The organism is Pseudaeromonas aegiceratis, assembly GCF_046254905.1.
In the GTDB taxonomy this organism is placed as follows: Bacteria; Pseudomonadota; Gammaproteobacteria; order Enterobacterales; family Aeromonadaceae; genus Pseudaeromonas; species Pseudaeromonas aegiceratis.
On the sequence record NZ_CP158016.1, the window covers coordinates 3,233,723 to 3,253,710 of the forward strand.

A 19,988-nucleotide genomic window follows, 5' to 3' on the forward strand; every position below is an offset into this window, starting at 1 on the left:
GCGCTTTTGCTTTGAAAAACATGATGGGACACGGCAAGAAAGGCAGTTAAGGCGCCAACGGCGCCTTAACTGATGAACATTAATCCAGAGGATGGCGTTTGGTCCGCGCCGAGCCTTAGCAATTGCCCTTCTTGGCCTGGCCTGGTGGGCAGAAGCTGCCGGGATGACTGCCGCTGCCATCACTGACCGAGATGCGGGTATCCCCCACCTTGACGTCGGCACGGTGGATCCGCAACGGATCATGCGGGGCACAGGCCACCAGACCCAGCCAACACAGGCACAAACAGAGGCCTCGCTTCATTCTCTCTACTCCCGAAAAAAACAAGGTCACCATTATGGTGACCCTGCAAGTATATCGCACAAACCCGACCCCAGGCTGAACCTGGCGCCAGCTGACCCTCAGCGCTTCTTCGCCTTGGCGTTGGGCAGATCCGTGATGGAGCCTTCGAACACCTCGGCCGCCAGCCCCACGGACTCGTGCAGCGTGGGGTGCGCGTGGATGGTGAGGGCGATGTCTTCGGCATCGGCCCCCATCTCGATGGCCAGGCCGATTTCACCCAGCAGCTCGCCACCGTTGGTGCCGACGATGGCCCCGCCGATGACCCGGCCACTCTCCTTCTCGAAGATCAGCTTGGTCATGCCGTCGGCACAGTCGGAGGCGATGGCGCGGCCGGAGGCGGCCCAGGGGAACACGGCGGTCTCGAAGACGATGCCCTGCTGCTTGGCTTCCTTCTCGGTCAGACCCACCCAGGCGATTTCCGGCTCGGTATAGGCGATGGAGGGGATCACCTTGGGATCGAAGTAGTGCTTCTTGCCGGCGATGACTTCCGCCGCCACGTGACCCTCATGCACCCCCTTGTGGGCCAGCATGGGCTGACCGACGATATCGCCGATGGCGAAGATGTGGGGCACATTGGTGCGCATCTGCTTGTCCACCTCGACGAAGCCGCGCTCGCTCACCGCCACACCGGCGGCCTCAGCCGCCAGCAGCTTGCCGTTGGGCACCCGGCCCACCGCCACCAGCACGGCGTCGTAACGCACCGGCTCAGCCGGGGCATGCTTGCCTTCGAAGGAGACGTACAGGCCGTCGTCACGGGCTTCCACCGCGGTGACCTTGGTTTCCAGCATCAGGTTGAACTGCTTCTCCACCCGCTTGGTGTAGACCTTGACCACGTCCTTGTCCGCGGCCGGCACCAGCTGGTCGGCAAATTCCACCACGTCGATTTCGGCCCCCAGGGCGGAGTAGACTGTGCCCATCTCCAGACCTATGATGCCGCCCCCCAGCACCAGCAGCTTACCGGGCACTTCCTTCAGCTCCAGGGCATCGGTAGAGTCCCAAACCCGCGGATCCTCATGGGGGATGAAGGGCAGCTTCACCGGCCGGGAGCCGGCAGCTATGATGGCGTTGTCGAAGGTCACCTGGGTCTTGGCGCCATCGGCACCGGTCACCTCCAGGCTGTGGCTGCCGGTGAAGGCGGCGACACCTTCCACCACCTGCACCTTGCGCTGCTTGGCCATGCCGGCCAGACCGCCGGTCAGCTTGCCCACCACCTTTTCCTTCCACAGCCGGATCTTGTCGATGTCGGTCTTGGGCTCACCGAACACGATACCGTGCTCGGCCAGGGCCTTGGCCTCTTCGATGACCTTGGCGACGTGCAGCAGGGCCTTGGAGGGAATACAGCCCACGTTCAGACAGACACCACCCAGGGTGGAGTAACGTTCGATCAATAGGGTGTCGAGGCCCAGGTCGGCAGCGCGGAAGGCTGCGGAGTAACCGGCCGGACCGGCCCCAATCACCACCACCTGAGTCTTAATTTGATTGCTCATCATGACCTCTTGAACCTGTTGTTGCTGGCCTTGGCGTCCAGTTTTCATGCCGGTCAGCATACAATTCGTTAACACTGATGGTAAGGGACTCGGGCAGGCTTATGCCTGCCCGGTCACAATTACATTACCAGGCGACGGATGTCGGACAGCACGCCACTCAGGGTGGTGATGAAGCGTGCCCCGTCGGCGCCGTCGATGACGCGGTGGTCATAGGACAGGGCCAGCGGCAACATGAGACGCGGTGCGAACTCCTTGCCATTCCACTTGGGCTTCATCTCGGACTTGGAGACGCCCAGGATGGCCACTTCCGGCGCATTGACGATGGGGGTGAAGCTGGTGCCACCGATGCCGCCCAGGCTGGAGATGGTGAAGCAGCCACCCTGCATGTCGGCACCGGTCAGCTTGCCGGCACGGGCCTTCTTGGAGATCTCGGCCAGATCCCGGGACAGCTCGTAGATGCCCTTCTTGTTCACGTCCCGCACCACGGGCACCACCAGACCGTTGGGGGTATCCACCGCCACACCGATGTGGATGTACTGCTTCATGATGAGCTTGCTGCCGTCTTCGGACAGGGAGCTGCAGAAGCGCGGATGGGCTTCCAGCGCCTTGGCGGCGGCCTTCAGGATGAACACCAGCGGAGTGATCTTCACATCCAGCTTCTGCTTCTCGGCCAGCAGGTTCTGCTCCTTGCGGAAAGCTTCCAGCTCTGTGGTGTCGGCCTCATCGAACTGGGTCACATGGGGGATCATCACCCAGTTGCGGTGCAGGTTGGGGCCGGAGATCTTCTGGATGCGGGTGAGATCCACCTCTTCCACCGGACCGAACTTGGCATAGTCCACCTTGGGCCAGGGCAGCACACCCAGACCGGCACCACCGGCGGCACCCGCCGGGGCGGACTCGGCACGCTGGATGGCGGCCTTGACGTAAGCCTGCACGTCTTCCTTCTGGATGCGACCCTTACGGCCGGAACCCTTGACCTTGGCGAGGTTGACGCCAAATTCCCGCGCCAGGCGACGCACCGCCGGCGAGGCGTGCACGTAGGCGTCGTTGGCGACGAACTCGCCCTTCTCCTCGGCCTTGGCGGCCGCAGGGGCCGGCGCGGCGGCCGGCGCAGGGGCGGCAGCCACAGGCGCCACGGCAACCGGTGCGGCACCGGCCACTTCAAATTGCATCAGGGGGGAACCCGTCACCACCTTGTCACCCAGCGCCACCTTGATGGCGATGACCTTGCCGGCCACAGGTGACGGCACTTCCATGGAGGCCTTGTCGCCTTCCACGGTGACCAGGGACTGGTCTTCGCTGACGGTATCCCCCACCTTCACCAGGATCTCGGTGACGGTCACCTCGTCGCCACCGATATCCGGTACGGCGATGTCCTGGGGCGCCGCCGCGGCCGGGGCGGCGGCCACCGGTGCCGGTGCGGCCACAGGAGCGGCGGCGGCAGGGGTGGCACCCGCCACTTCGAATTCCATGATCAGGGAGCCGGTGGCGACCTTGTCACCCACCGCCACCTTGATGGCCTTCACCACGCCGCCAAACGGCGCCGGCACTTCCATGGAGGCCTTGTCGCCTTCCACGGTCAGCAGGGAGTCGTCAGCGGACACGGTATCGCCTACCTTCACCAGCAGCTCGGTGACTTCCACCTCGTCGCCGCCGATATCCGGCACCTGCACCGCCTGAATGGCCGCCGCGGCAACCGGGGCCGCCACGGGGGCAGGCGCGGCTGCGGCAGGAGCCGGTGCGGCAGCCGCCGCACCTTCGGCTTCGAATTCCATGATCAGGGAGCCGGTGGATACCTTGTCACCCAGGGCCACCTTGATGGCCTTCACCACGCCGGCCTGAGGGGCCGGCACTTCCATGGAGGCCTTGTCGCCTTCCACGGTCAGCAGGGACTGGTCCAGCTCAACCTTGTCACCGACCTTCACCAGGATTTCGGTGACTTCCACCTCATCGCCACCGATATCCGGTACATGAATCTCAATAGACATCCTCAGATCCTCTTATGCGTACAGCGGGTTGATCTTGTCGGCAGCGATGCCGAACTTGGCGATGGCATCCACCACCAGTTGCTTGTCCACCTGGCCGGCCTGAGCCAGTTCGGTCAGGGCAGCCAGCACAATATAGGCTTCGTTCACCTCGAAGTGACGACGCAGGTTCTCGCGGCTGTCGGAGCGACCGAAACCATCGGTACCCAGCACGCGGTAACCGCTGGCCGGGATGAAGGCCCGCACCTGATCGGCGTAGGACTTCATGTAGTCGGTGGCGGCGATGGCCGGGGCCGTGCCCATCACCTGAGCGATGTAAGGCACACGGGGCGCATCGGTGGGGTGCAGCAGGTTCCAGCGATCGGCGTCCTGACCGTCACGGGCCAGTTCGTTGAAGCTGGTGACGCTGAACACGTCGGAGCCGATGCCGTACTCCTCGGAGAGGATGACGGCGGCACGACGGACGTAGTTCAGGATGGAGCCAGAGCCCATCAGCTGTACCCGTGCCTTGTCGCCGCTGAGGGTTTCCAGCTTGTAGATCCCCTTGCGGATACCTTCTTCGGCCCCTTCCGGCATGGCCGGGTGGGCATAGTTTTCGTTCAACGTGGTCAGGTAGTAGTAGACGTTTTCCGGCTTGTCGCCGTACATGCGGTTGATACCGTCCTGCACGATCACCGCTACTTCATAGGCATAGGTGGGATCGTAGCTGATGCAGTTGGGGATGGTGCCGGCCAGGATATGGCTGTGACCATCTTCGTGCTGCAGACCCTCACCGTTCAGGGTGGTACGCCCTGAGGTACCGCCCACCAGGAAGCCGCGGGCCTGTTGGTCGCCGGCCGCCCAGCACATGTCCCCTACCCGTTGGAAACCGAACATGGAGTAGTAGATATAGAAGGGGATCATGGGGCAGTCGTTGGTGCTGTAAGAGGTCGCCGCCGCCAGCCAGGAGGACATGGCCCCCAGCTCGTTGATCCCTTCTTGCAGCACCTGACCCTGCTTGTCTTCCTTGTAGTAGGAGACGATGTCACGGTCTTGCGGGGTGTACTGCTGACCGTGGGGGCTGTAGATACCGATCTGCCGGAACATGCCTTCCATGCCGAAGGTACGGGCCTCGTCGGCGATGATGGGCACGATACGCTGACCCACGGACTTGTCCTTGATCAGCACGTTCAGGGCGCGGACGAAGGCCATGGTGGTGGAGATTTCCCGCTTCTGCTCTTCCAGCAGGGCAGAGAAGTCCCCCAGGGCCGGGACATCCAGCTTGACGCTGGTCTGGGGCTGACGGCTGGGCAGGTAACCCTTGAGGGCCGCGCGACGCTCGTGCAGATAGCTGTGTTCCGGGCTGCCCGGCTCCAGGCTCAGGTAGGGCAGCTTCTCGATCTGCTCGTCGGCCACCGGCACCTTGAAGCGGTCGCGGAAGTGACGGACTGAGTCCAGCTCCATCTTCTTGACCTGGTGGGCGATGTTCTTGCCTTCGGCAGCATCACCCATGCCATAACCCTTGATGGTCTTGGCCAGGATCACGGTGGGCTTGCCCTTGGCGTGACGAGCACGGTCGAAGGCGGCAAACACCTTGCGGGGATCGTGACCACCGCGGTTCAGGGCCCAGATCTGCTCGTCAGTCCAATCGGCCACCAGGGCGGCGGTCTCCGGATACTTGCCGAAGAAGTGCTTGCGCACGTAGGCGCCGTCCTTGGACTTGAAGGTCTGGTAGTCGCCGTCCAGGGTCTCGTTCATCAGCTGGATCAGCTTGCCGGAGGTATCCTTGGCCAGCAGTTCGTCCCACTTGCTGCCCCACAGCACCTTGACCACATCCCAGCCGGCGCCCTTGAACAGGCCTTCCAGCTCGTTGACCACCTTGCCGTTCCCCACTACCGGGCCATCCAGACGCTGCAGGTTGCAGTTGATGACGAACACCAGGTTGTCCAGCTTCTCGCGCACGGCGATGGTGATGGCACCCTTGGACTCAGGTTCGTCCATCTCACCGTCACCCAGGAAGGCGTAGACCTTCTGTTGGGAGCAGTCCTTCAGACCGCGGTCGGTGAGGTACTTGAGGAAGCGGGCCTGATAGATGGCACCGATGGGGCCCAGGCCCATGGAGACGGTGGGGAACTGCCAGAATTCGGGCAGCAGCTTGGGGTGCGGATAGGAGGGCAGACCCTGGCCATCCACTTCCTGACGGAAGCTGTCCAGCTGCTCGGCACTCAGACGCCCTTCCACGAAGGCACGGGCATACACACCGGGGGAGATGTGACCCTGGAAGTAAACCAGATCGCCGCCGTCCTGGTCGTTGCGGGCGCGGAAGAAGTGGTTGAAGCACACCTCGTACAGGGTGGCGGAGGAGGAGAAGGAAGACATGTGGCCCCCCAGATCCAACCCCTTCTTGGAGGCGCGCAACACTATCATGATGGCGTTCCAGCGGATGATGGAACGGATGCGGCGCTCCAGCTCCAGATCCCCCGGATAAGCCGGCTGGGCATCGGCAGCTATGGTGTTGATGTAATCGGAGAGCACCCCCTCACCACCGGCGGCCACGGCCAGACCGGCCTTGCGGGCCTCGCTGGCCAGCTGCTCCAGGATATAACCGGCACGTTCCGGCCCTTCCTCTCGCAGCAATGATTCCAGGGCATCGATCCACTCACGGGTTTCCACGGGATCCACATCGTTTATCAGGCGTTCTGACATGGCTGTTTCCTATCTCGTTGACAGCAAAAGTTCGCTTGCTTGATCACATGGGCACTATTGGTGGATCCGTCGCGGGGGACGAGCCAGGCGCTGCTCTTCCCGCTGAATATCCAGCAAGGTGTCCTCGATAAAAGCCAGGTGCTCATGGCAGGCATCTCTGGCCCTTTCCGGTTGCCCGGCCAGGATCGCCGCAATCAGCTCGGCGCGATGGCGACGGATCCGAATCACTGCGCCGGGGCGTGAGGCCACGGCGTCGATATTGCGTTGGATGTTGCGCTCCAACAGCGGGCGAATGGCCCGTACCAAATGTAGCAACACGGCATTGTGCGAGGCGGCGGTCATGGCCAGATAGAAGTCGGCCACCGCCACGGCCTCGCTGGCGGAGTCCCCCTCCTCTTGCACCCGCTCGATGCCGGTCACCGCCTGGCGCATGGCCAGCAGATCCGCCTCGTTGGCCCGCAGGCTGGCGTAATACGCCGCCACCCCTTCCAGGGCATGGCGAAACTCCAGCAGGTCCAGTTGCGAGTCCGGGTGGCTCTCCAGCAGATCAAACAGGGGGTCGGCCAGGCCCTGGCTCAACTCGCTGCGCACATAGGTGCCGCCACCCTGGCGACGATAGAGCAGGCCCTTGGCCTCCAGGCGCTGAATGGCCTCACGCAAGGAAGGGCGTGACACCTGAAACTGCACCGCCAACTCCCGCTCCGGTAACAGCTTCTGGCCCGGCTGCAAGGAACCGTCCACTATCATCTGCTCCAGCTCGGCCACTATGCTGTCGGCGAGTTTGGTGGGCGGAGAGGGTGGCTGCTTCATGCTACTCACTTGTTAAATTGGTATTACCAATTGTGGTATTGGGGAGTCAAGTTATCAATACCATTAACAAATGTCCAAGCAAAAATGATCTGAATCAAAGCGGCATCATAGTGTCTTCAGATTTCACAGGGTTATTCGGTTAAATCGTGTCGAGCAACAGCATGCGAAGGTGTGACCAATCAAAGGCGGGGCCGGGATCCGTCTTGCGTCCCGGGGCAATCTCGCTGTGGCCGACCAGGCGTGCCGGCGTGATGAGGGGATAGGCCGCCATCAGGCAACGGGTCAGGCGAGCCAAGGTCTGGTATTGCGGTTCTGTATAAGGTGTGGTGTCGGTGCCTTCCAGCTCGACCCCGATGGAGAAGTCGTTACAGGCCTCCCGCCCCATGAAACAGGAGCGACCGGCGTGCCAGGCCCGCTCCAGGAAGGAGACATATTGGGTCAGGCTGCCATCCCGGCGGATGAGACAATGGGCGGAGACCTCCAGCCCGGCGATCTCGGCAAAGTAGGGATGGGCAGTTGGATCCAGGCGTCCGAGAAACAGATCGTCGATCCAGGGGCCGCCAAACTGGTCCGGCGGCAAACTGATGCCGTGCACCACCAGCAAGGAGATCTCGCCGGCCGGCCTGGGATTGCAATGGGGGGAGGACAGATGACGGCAGTTCGCCAGCCAGCCCTGGTGAATTTCAAACTCTGGGTGCGACATGCCTCTCCTCCGCAACTCAAGCCGCCTCATCATACGCCATTGGCCACGCAAAAACCCCCGGCCAAAAGACTAACCCCACCCTACCCCTCCCCTTGAACAAGGGCAGGGAATCTTGGCTTCGCGTCACACGGCAAGGCAACCACAGGCATAGTCCCCCAAAGCCAAGGGCACCGGGCTTGTCTCCTCCCCCTTGCCAAGGGGGAGGCTGGGTGGGGGATGCCTAACCTCACGGCCAAAAAACAGTCTTTTTCTTTTATCCACTAACCTAGTAAAAACCCCAGACCCAACAGCCCCATGTCACAACTCATCAACCGCAAATCCAATTTGGCTCTGCGCCGGCGGCTCAGAAGCACGATGACAACACCAGAACAACGACTTTGGTATTACCTCCGTGATAAGCAGCTGGGCGTCAAGTTTCGCCGCCAACATGGCATAGGTCCCTACGTGGTCGATTTCTGCAGCCCCGACGTCAAGCTAGTGATAGAAGTCGATGGCGACAGTCATTACACCGAATCAGGCATTCAACATGATCGACTACGAGATGATTTTCTACATCGGATCGGCATGCAGATACTGCGCTTTACCAACCATGAGATCATGACGCAACTGCCAGCGGTACTGGCGACCATCACGCAACATCTGGCGAAACAACCGCCAAAAGACTAACCCCACCCTACCCCTCCCCTTGAACAAGGGGAGGGAATCTTGTCTTCGCGCCACATGGCAAGGCAACCACAGGCATCGTGTAGTGGTCTAATCATCCCGGACACCATTTTAGGTGGTAAAGTCGCCACCGTAACCCGAGGTGTTCAATGACCAGACAACGTCGTTCATTTACTGCTGAGTTCAAACTCGAAGCGGCGAGCTTGGTGCTCGAACATGGCTATTCCGTTCCCGATGCTTCCCGCTCACTCGGTGTCGGTGAAACCGCACTCCGTCGATGGGTTCAACAGCTGCAATCCGAACGGAATGGTTCCACACCGGCCAGCAAGGCGCTGACGCCAGAGCAGCAAAAAATCCAAGAGCTGGAGGCGCGGATCAACCGACTTGAACGCGAAAAAGCGATCCTAAAAAAGGCTACAGCTCTCTTGATGGCGGACGATCTCGAACGTACGCGTTAATCGAGCGATTAAGAGAGCATGAGTCTACCGAGCTGGTCTGTTCTGTTTTTGATATCGCAAGCTCATCCTTTTATGAGTACTTGGCACGCCAAGGCCATGTAAATCGTGAACGGTTGCAGCAAAGGAGCGAAGTGCGGCGCTTGTTCAAGGAAAGTCGGGGCTCTGCTGGTAGCCGAGCCCTGGTGTCGAGCCTGCGTGAGTTGGGACACCAAATTGGTCGATTCAAGGTGCGTAGCCTGATGAAGGAAGCGGGTTTGGTATCGAAGCAGCCCGGCTCTCATGCCTATAAAGCGGCGCGGCATGAACGACCGGATATCCCGAATTTATTGGCACGTGAGTTTGCCGTTGCGCAACCAAACCGCGCCTGGTGCGGTGATATCACCTACGTCTGGGCCGGTGGCCGCTGGTATTACTTGGCGGTGGTACTCGATCTCTGTACTCGGCGGGTGATTGGTTGGGCGCTGTCCGATAAGCCGGATGCCGACTTGGCCGTGAAAGCCCTGGATATGGCTTATCAGCAACGAGGCTGTCCGCCGGGAGTGCTGTTTCACAGCGATCAGGGTAGCCAGTATGCCAGTCGGAAATTTCGGCAACGGCTGTGGCGTTATCGGATAACCCAGAGCATGAGCCGACGAGGCAACTGCTGGGATAACGCCCCCATGGAGCGGGTATTCAGAAGTTTAAAGACAGAATGGATCCCTGAGACGGGATACCAGAACCTCCAGGAAGCAAAACGGGACATCAGCTGCTACCTGATGGACTACTACAACTGGCGGCGACCCCATCAACATAACGATGGGCTCCCGCCAGCAGAAGCCGAAAATCGGCTTAACAGAGTGTCCGGATTTAGTTGACCACTACATCGCCCCCCAAGGCCAAAGGCGCTGGGCTTTGCTCCTCCCCCTTGCCAAGGGGGAGGCCGGGTGGGGGATGGCTAACCTCACTGCCCAAAGACCAGCCGGGGGCAAATCACCAGCGCCAAAAGCCCAACCCCACCCTACCCCTCCCCTTGAACAAGGGGAGGGAATCTTGTCTCCTCCCCGAGCGTTGAGCCAGCCAGCAAAAGATGAGGCCAAGCAAGCCGTTATGCTATTCTTGGCCCATCTTGCCCCTCATCCGGAGCCATTTTCTTCCGGACCACACAGGACACACAATGCGCCAACAGGATATTGAACGCGCCGTGCGCGACGCCCTGCTCGAAGATCTGGGCGGCACCCTGGATCCCGCCGCCGACATCACGGCCCAGCTCATCCCCGCCGACAAGCAGGCGGAGGCCACCATCATCACCCGCGAGGCCGGCATCTTCTGCGGCAAGGCCTGGGCGGAGGAGGTGTTTGCCCAACTGGGCGGCCAGGTGACCCTGGATTGGCAGGTGGCCGACGGTCAGACCATAGCGCCAAATCAGCTGCTGGTGCGGTTGCGGGGCCCGGCCCGCATCCTGCTCACCGGCGAGCGCAGTGCCCTCAACTTCATCCAGACCCTCTCTGGGGTCGCCAGCCTGGTGGCCCACTATGTCAAGGAGCTGGACGGCACTCAGTGCCGCCTGTTGGATACCCGCAAGACCCTGCCCGGCCTGCGCACCGCCCTGAAATACGCCGTCAGTTGCGGCGGTGGCAAGAACCACCGCATGGGGCTGTTTGATGCCTACCTCATCAAGGAGAACCATATCCTCGCCTGCGGCGGGATCGACGCAGCCGTGGCCACCGCCCGCCAGCTGAACCCGGGCAAGCGGGTCGAGGTGGAAACCGAGGATCTGGAGGAACTGCGCCAGGCGATTACCGCCGGGGCCGACGTCATCATGCTGGATAACTTCACCCCCGAGATGATGGTGGAGGCCGTGGCCATCAACCGCGACCTGGGCCACCCGGCCATGCTGGAGGTCTCCGGCAACGTCAGCCTGCAGACCATAGGCCGCTATGCCCGCACCGGGGTGGACTTTATCTCGGTGGGCGCCCTGACCAAGCACGTGCAGGCCCTGGATCTCTCCATGCGCTTCGCCGGCTAGCTTTTGCTCCGCCACCACAAACAGGCAACCTGCCTTGCTCCTCCCCCTTGCCAAGGGGGAGGCTGGGTGGGGGATGCCTAACCTCACGGCCCCAAAACCAGCCGGGGCCCAAATCACCACCGCCAGCGCCAAAAAACTAACCGCACCCTAACCCTCCCCTTGAACAAGGGGAGGGAATCTTGGCTTAGCGCCACACGACAAGGCAACCACAAGCATGTCCTCCAAGGTCAAAGGCACCGGGGCTTGCTCTCCCCGTGGGGAGCTGGGTGGAAGTAGCAAGCCCCGCCTGGCTCCTGTGCAAAAAAAAGTCAAGCCGCCTAGCCCAAATAGTTATCACCGCCGAAACCTTTGCGCTTTACTTTCTGGTACGTCTCACAGATTTGCGCAATCAAGGAGGATGAGCCGGCAGGCGGCATAGGCAAGAATCCGAAACCTCGTTATCATCGGTGATGGAGCATGGAGGACGGGCAGACGCCCCCTTCGCCCACTTCTTCCCAGGAATGGAACGTAAGGAAACTTAACGATGAAAAAGCAAACTGGTTTTACCCTGATCGAATTGATGATCGTCGTGGCAATCGTGGCCATCTTGGCCGCCATCGCCCTGCCGGCGTATCAGTCATACACGCTTCGTGCCAAGTACTCTGAGGTTATTTCTGCGGCTGGGCCAGCCAAGACCGCGGTTGAAGTTTGCGTACAAAGCCTGGATTCACAAGCTGACTTCACAGAAGCATCACCGGGTGGTGCCGCGTGCATTTCAGCCGGCAATGCCGCACTAGCCAACGGTATTGCTAACTCAAATACCGCAAGAATTGATACAGCCGCCGCTAACACTTTGGTTGAGGCCGTGGATGCAACACATGTCACTATCACCATCACGAGTGGTACGGACTTTGATAACACCGATCCGGCCAACCCGACTTTCATCATGACTGGTACTGTCGCTGACAATAACCAAATTACCTGGGTGAATACCGGTACTTGTAAGGATGCAGGGGTCTGCTAAATATCAAACTGAATGCAAAGGGCGGCTTGCCGCCCTTTTTAGCCTGCTAAGTCAACTGGATGACCAAGGATAGCGCCTCCATGACAGCCTCTCCCAATAGCGGCTTGGCCCTTAGCCTGGTGGCCTCGGCCCTGCTCACCGACGAAGACTCCCAGAAGTACAGCGCCCAGGCCCGCCAGCAGCGCAAGCCCCTGATCAGCTTTCTGGTGGAAAACAAGATACTGGGCAGTGCCGCCCTGGCGGAGTTTTGCGAGCAGGAGTATGGGATACCTCTGCTGGATCTTGATGCCTTCGATTTGACCGAGATCCCGCAGAAATATCTCAATCACAAGCTGATTGACAAACACCACGCCCTGCCCATCTACACCCAGGGCCACACCCTCTATGTGGCCATGTCCGACCCCACCAATGTCACCGCATTGGAAGACTTCGGCTTCAGCTTCGGCCTGCATACCGAGGCCCTGCTGGTGGACGAGCTGAAACTCCAGCAGGCCATAGCCAAGCTCACGGAAAGCGAATCCGCAGCCCTGGGGGTGGAGGAGCTTAGCGAGGCGGAGATTGGCGAGCTGGAGGTGGCCGACGACGATGGCCGCATGGAGGATACTGCGGCAGGCGGCGGCGATGACGACGCCCCCATCGTCAAATACATCAACAAGGTGCTGCTGGATGCCATCCGCCGCGGCGCCTCGGATCTGCACTTCGAACCCTACGAGCACAAGTACCGCATCCGTTTCCGGGTGGACGGCATACTGCACGAGATCGCCAGCCCGCCGGTGAACCTCGCCAGCCGCTTCTCCGCCCGTCTCAAGGTCATGTCCCGCCTGGATATCGCAGAGCGCCGCCTGCCCCAGGATGGCCGCATCAAGCTGAAACTGGCCAAGGGCAAGGCCATCGATCTGCGGGTCAACACATTGCCCACCCTGTGGGGCGAGAAGATAGTGCTGCGTATCCTGGACTCCTCCGCCGCCAAGCTCAACATCGACATCCTGGGCTTCGACGAGCGACAGAAGGCCCTCTATCTGGGGGCGCTGGACAAGCCCCAGGGCATGATACTGGTGACGGGCCCCACCGGCTCAGGGAAAACCGTCTCCCTCTACACCGGCCTCAATATTCTCAACACCGCCGAGCGCAACATCTCCACCGCCGAAGACCCGGTGGAAATCAACCTGCCGGGCATCAACCAGGTGCAGGTGAATCCGAAAGCCGGGCTCACCTTTGCCAGCGCCCTGCGGGCCTTCCTGCGGCAAGATCCCGATGTGGTCATGGTGGGGGAAATCCGCGATCTGGAAACCGCCGAGATCGCCATCAAGGCCGCCCAGACCGGTCACCTGGTGCTCTCCACCCTGCACACCAACTCGGCAGCCGAGACCCTGACCCGCCTGCTCAACATGGGGGTGCCGGCCTTCAACGTGGCCTCCTCCGTGACCCTGATCATGGCCCAGCGCCTGACCCGCCGCCTGTGCGAGAAGTGTAAGCAACCCGAGCAGATCCCTGAGCCGGAGCTGCTGGCCCTGGGCTACAGTCAGGATCAGATCGACGAGGGGATCAAGTTGTACAAGCCGGTGGGCTGCAGCGAATGCTCCGGCGGCTACAAGGGCCGGGTAGGTATCTACGAGATGATGCCCATGAACGAGGCCATCGCCAACCTTATCATGGAGGGGGGCAACTCCTTGCAGATCTCTGCTCTGGCTCAGGAGCATGGCATGCGCACCCTGCGCCAAACGGCGCTGGAGAAGGCCAGGCTAGGCGTCACCAGCCTGGCGGAGGTGAACCGCGTCACCAACGGCTAATCGGATACCGGATACTAGATACCGACATTAACCCCTTTTTTCGGTGGCCAGATGGAGGCCACCCGATACGAACCAAAGGATGTAGCCCATGGCGCTGGCCCCCACAAGAAACGTTCCCGCCCCGAAGAAGTACTACCCCTTTCGCTGGGAGGGGCTGAACCGCAAGGGCCAAAAGGTCGCCGGCGAGATGCAGGCCGACAGCATCACCACCGTCAAGGCGGAGCTGCGCAAGCAGGGGGTGAATGCCAGCAAGGTGCGCAAGAAGAGTCAGTCCATCTTCTCCAAGCACGCCAACGCCGTGAAGCCCATGGACATCGCCATGATCTCCCGGCAGATCTGCACCATGCTCTCCGCCGGTGTGCCATTGGTGCAATCCATCCAGCTGCTCTCCCGCAGCCACGAGAAGAGCGGCGTGCGGGAGCTGCTGGGTCAGGTCTGTGCCGATCTCGAATCGGGTATCCCCCTCTCCCAGGCATTGCGCAAGCACCCACGCTACTTCGACGATCTCTACTGCGATCTGGTGGATGCCGGCGAGCAATCCGGCGCATTGGAGCAAATCTATGATCGCATCGCCACCTACAAGGAGAAGGCCGAGGCCCTCAAGTCCAAGATCAAGAAGGCCCTCTTCTACCCGGCGGCGGTCATGGTGGTGGCCATCATAGTCACCTCTATTCTGCTGCTGTTTGTGGTACCCCAGTTTGAGGAGATCTTCTCCAGCTTCGGCGCCGAGCTGCCGGCCTTCACCCAGATGGTCATCGGCCTCTCCCGCTTCCTGCAAAAGTCCTGGTATTTCTTCTTTGGCGGGGTGGCGGCTCTGATCTTCGCCTATGTGCGGGCCCATAGACGCTCCCAGGGGGTGCGGGATGCCACCGACAAGGCCGTGCTGAAGCTGCCCGTGGTGGGCATGATACTGCACAAGGCCGCCATGGCCCGCTTCGCCCGCACCCTGGCCACCACCTTCGCCGCCGGTATCCCCCTGGTGGAGGCCCTGATCTCCGCCGCCGGCGCCTCGGGCAACGTGGTGTACAAGACGGCGGTGCTGGCCATCCGCAACGAGGTGATCGCCGGCATGCAGATGCACGTGGCCATGCGCACCGTGGATCTGTTTCCGGACATGGTGACCCAGATGGTGATGATCGGCGAAGAGTCCGGTGCCATTGACGACATGCTCTCCAAGATCGCCGGCATCTATGAGCAGCAGGTGGACGATCTGGTGGACGGCCTGTCGAGCCTCATCGAACCCATCATCATGGTGGTGCTGGGGGTGCTGGTGGGGGGCCTGGTGGTGGCCATGTACCTGCCCATCTTCAAGCTGGGCAGCGTCATTCACTAAAATCAGCCTGCGACAAGATCCCCTCCCCTGGTTCAAGGGGCGGGGGTGGGGTTAGTCTTTTGTCGATAACGCCGGCAAGTTAGACATCCCCCTCCCAACCTCCCCCTTGGCAAGGGGGAGGAGCAAAGCACGTCGCCTTTGGCCTTGGGGGACTATGCCTGTGGCGCGAAGCCAAGATTCCCTCCCCTTGTTCAAGGGGCGGGGTAGGGTGGGGTTGGTCTTTTGGCGATAACGCCGGCAAGTTAGGCATCCCCCTCCCAACCTCCCCCTTGGCAAGGGGGAGGAGAAAGATTCCCACCCGCCTCCCCGAGGGGGAGGAAACAAGAGCCCCACCCCTTGGCAAGGGGGAGGCGCCAAGCCCGGCGCTAATTATGTATAGTCACCCATCGTTGTTCATAGGTATCCAAGGTTTCCCATGTTGACTGACCTGTTCCACCAACTCCCCTGGCTCTACTACCTGCTGCTGACCCTCTTTTGCCTCTTGGTGGGCAGCTTCTTAAATGTGGTGATCCACCGCCTGCCCATCATGCTGGAGCGCAGCTGGAAGGCGGAATTTGCCGACTACTTCGGTCAACCACAGCCCGCGGATGGCCTGCCGGCCCGCTACAACCTGCTGTTGCCGGGCTCCAACTGCCCCCACTGCGGCCATGCCATCAGCGCCCTGGAAAACATCCCTGTGCTCAGCTGGCTGGCGCTGCGGGGCCGCTGCCGTGGCTGTGGCGCCCCCATCTCGATTCGCTACCCCCTGGTGGAGCTGGCCAACGCCCTGCTGTGCCTGTTGGTGGCCTGGGGCCAGCCCCCCAGCCTGATGCTGGCCGGTTATCTGCTGCTGACCTGGGCCCTGGTGGCCCTCACCTTCATCGATCTGGACAAGATGCTGCTGCCGGATCAGATCACCCTGCCCCTGCTCTGGCTGGGCCTGTTGCTGAACCTGCTCACCGGCACAGTCCCCTTGGCGGATGCGGTGATCGGCGCCATGGCCGGTTACCTGGTGCTCTGGTGCCTCTACTGGGGCTTCAAGCTGCTGACCGGCAAGGAGGGCATGGGCTATGGGGATTTCAAGCTGCTGGCGGCCCTGGGGGCCTGGCTGGGCTGGCAATCCCTGCCACTCATCCTCATTCTCTCCTCCCTGGTGGGTGCCGCCATCGGCATCAGCCTGTTGTTGCTGCGGCGCCATCAGGCCGGCAAGCCGATCCCCTTCGGCCCCTACCTGACCCTGGCGGGCTTCATCGCCCTGAACTGGGGCGATGCCATCCTCCACTGGTATCTGCAGCACCTGGTGTAACCCATGACCCAGGCAGCCCCCTACATAGTCGGCCTCACCGGCGGCATAGCCAGCGGCAAGAGTACCGTGGGTCGTCTCTTCGCAGACCACGGCATCACTGTGGTGGATGCCGATGAGATCAGCCGCCAGGTGGTGGCCCCCCATACCGAGGGGCTGGCCGGCATAGTGGGGCATTTCGGCCCGGATCTGCTGACACAAGACGGCCAGCTGGACCGGCGCCGCCTGAGGGCGCTCATCTTCGCCCAGCCCGCGGAGCGGCGTTGGCTTGAGCACTGGCTGCATCCCAAAATCGAAGCCGCCATGCTGGCCGCCTGTTATCAGGCCGGCTCACCCTACGTGATCCTCATGGTGCCCCTGCTGCTGGAAAACGGCCTGGAGCGGCACGTGGATCGCGTGCTGGTGGTGGATGTCAGCGAACAGACCCAGCGGCAGCGCACGCAAGTCCGGGATGGGGTCAGCGAGGCGCAGGTCAGCGCCATCCTGGCCGCCCAGCTCGGCCGCTCCCAGCGGCTGGCCCGGGCGGATGATGTGCTGCATAACGATGATCTCAGCCTGGATCAGCTGAAAATCCAGGTAGCGCAGCTGCACCAGCGCTATCTGGGCTATGCCCTTGGCAAATGTGGCCAAGGCGATTTCGCCACCGGCCAGAAACCGCTAAACTAGCCGCGCATTTGCCCTCGCCAACGAGTTGTCCATTGAACAAGATAAGCTACGAGTTTCCCCTCAATGAGAAATGCCGCACCTACCTGCGGATCGATAATCTGTTTGCGCAGATGCAGGCCAACCTGGCCATGGCCGACAGCTGGCAGAGTCTCGCCTTCTTCAAGGCCCTGTTCGACTTTATGGAGCTGACCGAGCGCTGCGACATGCGCGGCGATCTCAGCAAGGACATGGAGCGGTTGCGGCTGAAGATGCAGGGCTGGCGCGAACGGCCCGACGTCGACACCGCCAAGCTCGATGGTCTGTGCGCTGAGCTGCAACAGCACGCCTATCAGCTGCCCCGTTCCGTCCGGCCCGGCAGCTGCTTTAAGGAAGACAAATTCCTGGGGGCCCTGCGCCAGCGCTTCACCATCCCGGGCGGACTCTGCCCCTTCGACGTGCCCATCTTCCCCCTCTGGCTGGCACAACCCCAGGCCAAACGCCAGGCCCAGGCGGAGGCCTGGCTGAGCGAGCTCAACCTGCTTAACACGGCTAACAGCCTGCTGCTGGATCTGTGGCGGGAGCAGGGCAGCTTCCAGCCGCACATCGCCAAGAGCGCCTTCTATCAGGATGCGGCGGATGGCTGCGAGCTGCTGCGGCTGAACATAGATGCCGAGCTGGGCTGCTACCCCACCGTCAGCGGCCATCGCAGCCGCTTCGCCATCCGTTTCCTGCCGCTCACGGAACAACAACGACTGGGCGATGTGCCCTTTGAACTGGCCTGCTGCTAACAAGAGGAACCAAGATGCCGTTGATCGTCCACTGCCCTCACTGTGGCAGCGAGGTGCCCTGGAGCGAACAGAGCCCCTACCGCCCCTTCTGCAGCAAGCGCTGCCAGCTCATCGATCTGGGGGAATGGGCCGAAGAGGAGAAGCGCATCCCGGGCAACGGCCTGGATGCGCTGAACGAGCTGGAGTGGCCGGCAGACGAGGGGCAGGACGACTAGTCCTGCCGCGCCAACCCCTGCAGATGGGCGACGATGGCCTGGTTGGCCTCCGGGAAGGCGTAATCAGCCAGCTCGCTGGCGCTGACCCAGCGCAAGGGTTGCCCCTCCAGCCCCTGAGCCTGCCCCGAGAAGCGGCTCACCAGCCACACGTCCAGCAGCACCTGCTTGTCACCATAGTCATGGGATATCGCCAGTAACGGCTCACAGGCCGCCACCTCAATCCCGATCTCCTCCTTGAGTTCACGGGCCAGCGCCTGGGGCAGGCTTTCGCCCGCCTCCACCTTGCCACCTGGAAACTCCCACTTGCCGCCCTGATGCTGCCGCGCATGGCGCTGGCAGATACAAAACCGCCCGGCCGCGTCACGGATCACCCCCACGGCCACCCAAATGACTTTATGCTGGCTCATGTTGATCTCCTGTTTGTAGTGGTCAACTAAATCCGGACACTCTGTTAAGCCGATTTTCGGCTTCTGCTGGCGGGAGCCCATCGTTATGTTGATGGGGTCGCCGCCAGTTGTAGTAGTCCATCAGGTAGTAGCTGATGTCCCGTTTTGCTTCCTGGAGGTTCTGGTATCCCGTCTCAGGGATCCATTCTGTCTTTAAACTTCTGAATACCCGCTCCATGGGGGCGTTATCCCAGCAGTTGCCTCGTCGGCTCATGCTCTGGGTTATCCGATAACGCCACAGCCGTTGCCGAAATTTCCGACTGGCATACTGGCTACCCTGATCGCTGTGAAACAGCACTCCCGGCGGACAGCCTCGTTGCTGATAAGCCATATCCAGGGCTTTCACGGCCAAGTCGGCATCCGGCTTATCGGACAGCGCCCAACCAATCACCCGCCGAGTACAGAGATCGAGTACCACCGCCAAGTAATACCAGCGGCCACCGGCCCAGACGTAGGTGATATCACCGCACCAGGCGCGGTTTGGTTGCGCAACAGCAAACTCACGTGCCAATAAATTCGGGATGTCCGGTCGTTCACACTGCGCCGCTTTATAGGCATGAGAGCCGGGCTGCTTCGATACCAAACCCGCTTCCTTCATCAGGCTACGCACCTTGAATCGACCAATTTGGTGTCCCAACTCACGCAGCCTCAACATCAGGGTTCGGCTACCAGCAGAGCCCCGACTTTCCTTGAACAAGCGCCGCACTTCACTTCTGTGCTGCAGCCGTTCACGATTTACATGGCCCTTACGCGCCAAATACTCATAAAAAGATGAGCTTGCGATATCAAACACAGAACAGACCAGTTCGGTAGACTCATGCTCTCTTAATCGCTCGATCAGCGCGTACGTTCGAGATCGTCCGCCATCAAGAGAGCTGTAGCCTTTTTTAGGATCGCTTTTTCGCGTTCAAGTCGGTTGATCCGCGCCTCCAGCTCCTGGATTTTTTGCTGCTCTGGCGTCAGCGCCTTGCTGGCCGGTGTGGAACCATTCCGTTCGGATTGCAGCTGTTGAACCCATCGACGGAGTGCGGTTTCACCGACACCGAGTGAGCGGGAAGCATCGGGCACGGAATAGCCATGTTCGAGCACCAAGCTCGCCGCTTCGAGTTTGAACTCAGCAGTAAATGAACGACGTTGTCTTGTCATTGAACACCTCGGGTTACGGTGGCGACTTTACCACCTAAAATGGTGTCCGGGATGATTAGACCACTACAGTTATCTCGTTGCATGTTGCCGCTGGGCTAGGCATCCCCCTCCCGACCTCCCCCTTGGTAAGGGGGAGGAGACAAGATCCCCACCTCATCGTCAGAGGCAGCGAAGACGCTTCCCTCCCCTTTTCAAGGGGAGAGC

The 19,988-nt window shown here is 61.2% G+C and carries 18 protein-coding genes; 10 read left to right on the forward strand and 8 right to left on the reverse strand.

Translation table 11 applies throughout. The features are described from left to right. Positions 1–115 precede the first annotated feature (115 nt). From ABHF91_RS15255 to ampD, 6 genes are all read right to left on the reverse strand, one after another. Entirely contained in the window at positions 116–301 is a 186-nt protein-coding gene (locus ABHF91_RS15255; protein WP_409421100.1) for a hypothetical protein, read from the reverse strand. 98 nt (positions 302–399) lie between these two features. Then, a complete protein-coding gene (lpdA, locus tag ABHF91_RS15260; protein ID WP_409421101.1) occupies positions 400–1,827 on the reverse strand; it encodes a dihydrolipoyl dehydrogenase in 1,428 nt (475 codons plus the stop codon). Between the two features lie 119 nt (positions 1,828–1,946). Continuing rightward, a complete protein-coding gene (gene aceF / locus ABHF91_RS15265) occupies positions 1,947–3,815 on the reverse strand; it encodes a pyruvate dehydrogenase complex dihydrolipoyllysine-residue acetyltransferase (protein WP_409421102.1) in 1,869 nt (622 codons plus the stop codon). 12 nt (positions 3,816–3,827) lie between these two features. Further along, positions 3,828–6,497 (reverse strand): pyruvate dehydrogenase (acetyl-transferring), homodimeric type, encoded by a 2,670-nt coding sequence (aceE, locus tag ABHF91_RS15270; RefSeq protein ID WP_409421103.1) that lies wholly within the window; start codon positions 6,495–6,497, stop codon positions 3,828–3,830. A gap of 54 nt (positions 6,498–6,551) precedes the next feature. Next, entirely contained in the window at positions 6,552–7,307 is a 756-nt protein-coding gene (gene pdhR / locus ABHF91_RS15275; protein WP_409421104.1) for a pyruvate dehydrogenase complex transcriptional repressor PdhR, read from the reverse strand. A gap of 139 nt (positions 7,308–7,446) precedes the next feature. Next, positions 7,447–8,010: a 1,6-anhydro-N-acetylmuramyl-L-alanine amidase AmpD gene (gene ampD, locus ABHF91_RS15280; RefSeq protein ID WP_409421105.1), complete on the reverse strand. Its 564-nt coding sequence runs from the start codon at positions 8,008–8,010 to the stop codon at positions 7,447–7,449. Between the two features lie 294 nt (positions 8,011–8,304). On the opposite strand from ampD, the gene ABHF91_RS15285 reads away from it, so the two are divergent. The 10 genes from ABHF91_RS15285 (at position 8,305) to yacG (ending at position 18,192) form a co-directional block, all read left to right on the forward strand. Further along, positions 8,305–8,676 (forward strand): endonuclease domain-containing protein, encoded by a 372-nt coding sequence (locus ABHF91_RS15285; RefSeq protein WP_409421106.1) that lies wholly within the window; start codon positions 8,305–8,307, stop codon positions 8,674–8,676. Positions 8,677–8,822: 146 nt separating this feature from the next. Further along, positions 8,823–9,985, forward strand: a protein-coding gene (locus ABHF91_RS15290; RefSeq protein ID WP_409421107.1) for an IS3 family transposase whose coding sequence is annotated in 2 segments (ribosomal slippage) — positions 8,823–9,078 and positions 9,078–9,985 — 1,164 coding nt in all. Because the reading frame shifts where the segments join, the coding sequence is not laid out codon by codon here. A gap of 299 nt (positions 9,986–10,284) precedes the next feature. After that, positions 10,285–11,136, forward strand: a complete 852-nt coding sequence (gene nadC, locus ABHF91_RS15295) for a carboxylating nicotinate-nucleotide diphosphorylase (RefSeq protein WP_409421108.1) — start codon at positions 10,285–10,287, stop codon at positions 11,134–11,136. A 523-nt stretch (positions 11,137–11,659) separates the two neighbouring features. Next, the gene (gene tapA, locus ABHF91_RS15300; protein WP_409421109.1) at positions 11,660–12,139 is read left to right on the forward strand and encodes a type IVa pilus major pilin TapA; all 480 of its coding nucleotides are present in this window, start codon (positions 11,660–11,662) and stop codon (positions 12,137–12,139) included. Between the two features lie 80 nt (positions 12,140–12,219). Beyond that, a complete protein-coding gene (pilB, locus tag ABHF91_RS15305; RefSeq protein ID WP_409421110.1) occupies positions 12,220–13,929 on the forward strand; it encodes a type IV-A pilus assembly ATPase PilB in 1,710 nt (569 codons plus the stop codon). An 88-nt stretch (positions 13,930–14,017) separates the two neighbouring features. Then, complete coding sequence (locus tag ABHF91_RS15310; protein WP_409421111.1) at positions 14,018–15,262, forward strand: type II secretion system F family protein; 1,245 nt, start codon at positions 14,018–14,020, stop codon at positions 15,260–15,262. Between the two features lie 415 nt (positions 15,263–15,677). Next, entirely contained in the window at positions 15,678–16,547 is an 870-nt protein-coding gene (locus ABHF91_RS15315) for a prepilin peptidase (protein WP_409421112.1), read from the forward strand. Between the two features lie 3 nt (positions 16,548–16,550). Then, positions 16,551–17,210, forward strand: a complete 660-nt coding sequence (gene coaE / locus ABHF91_RS15320) for a dephospho-CoA kinase (RefSeq protein ID WP_409421113.1) — start codon at positions 16,551–16,553, stop codon at positions 17,208–17,210. A gap of 32 nt (positions 17,211–17,242) precedes the next feature. Beyond that, entirely contained in the window at positions 17,243–17,977 is a 735-nt protein-coding gene (gene zapD / locus ABHF91_RS15325; protein WP_409421114.1) for a cell division protein ZapD, read from the forward strand. A gap of 14 nt (positions 17,978–17,991) precedes the next feature. Beyond that, the gene (yacG, locus tag ABHF91_RS15330) at positions 17,992–18,192 is read left to right on the forward strand and encodes a DNA gyrase inhibitor YacG (RefSeq protein WP_409421115.1); all 201 of its coding nucleotides are present in this window, start codon (positions 17,992–17,994) and stop codon (positions 18,190–18,192) included. On the opposite strand, the gene mutT is transcribed toward yacG, so the two are convergent. Beyond that, complete coding sequence (gene mutT, locus ABHF91_RS15335) at positions 18,189–18,599, reverse strand: 8-oxo-dGTP diphosphatase MutT (protein WP_409421116.1); 411 nt, start codon at positions 18,597–18,599, stop codon at positions 18,189–18,191. The two genes, yacG and mutT, sit on opposite strands and share 4 nt — an antisense overlap. A 22-nt stretch (positions 18,600–18,621) precedes the next feature. Further along, a protein-coding gene (locus ABHF91_RS15340) for an IS3 family transposase (protein WP_409421117.1) occupies positions 18,622–19,784 on the reverse strand; the annotation gives its coding sequence in 2 pieces (ribosomal slippage) (positions 18,622–19,529 and positions 19,529–19,784; 1,164 coding nt in all). Positions 19,785–19,988: the final 204 nt, after the last annotated feature.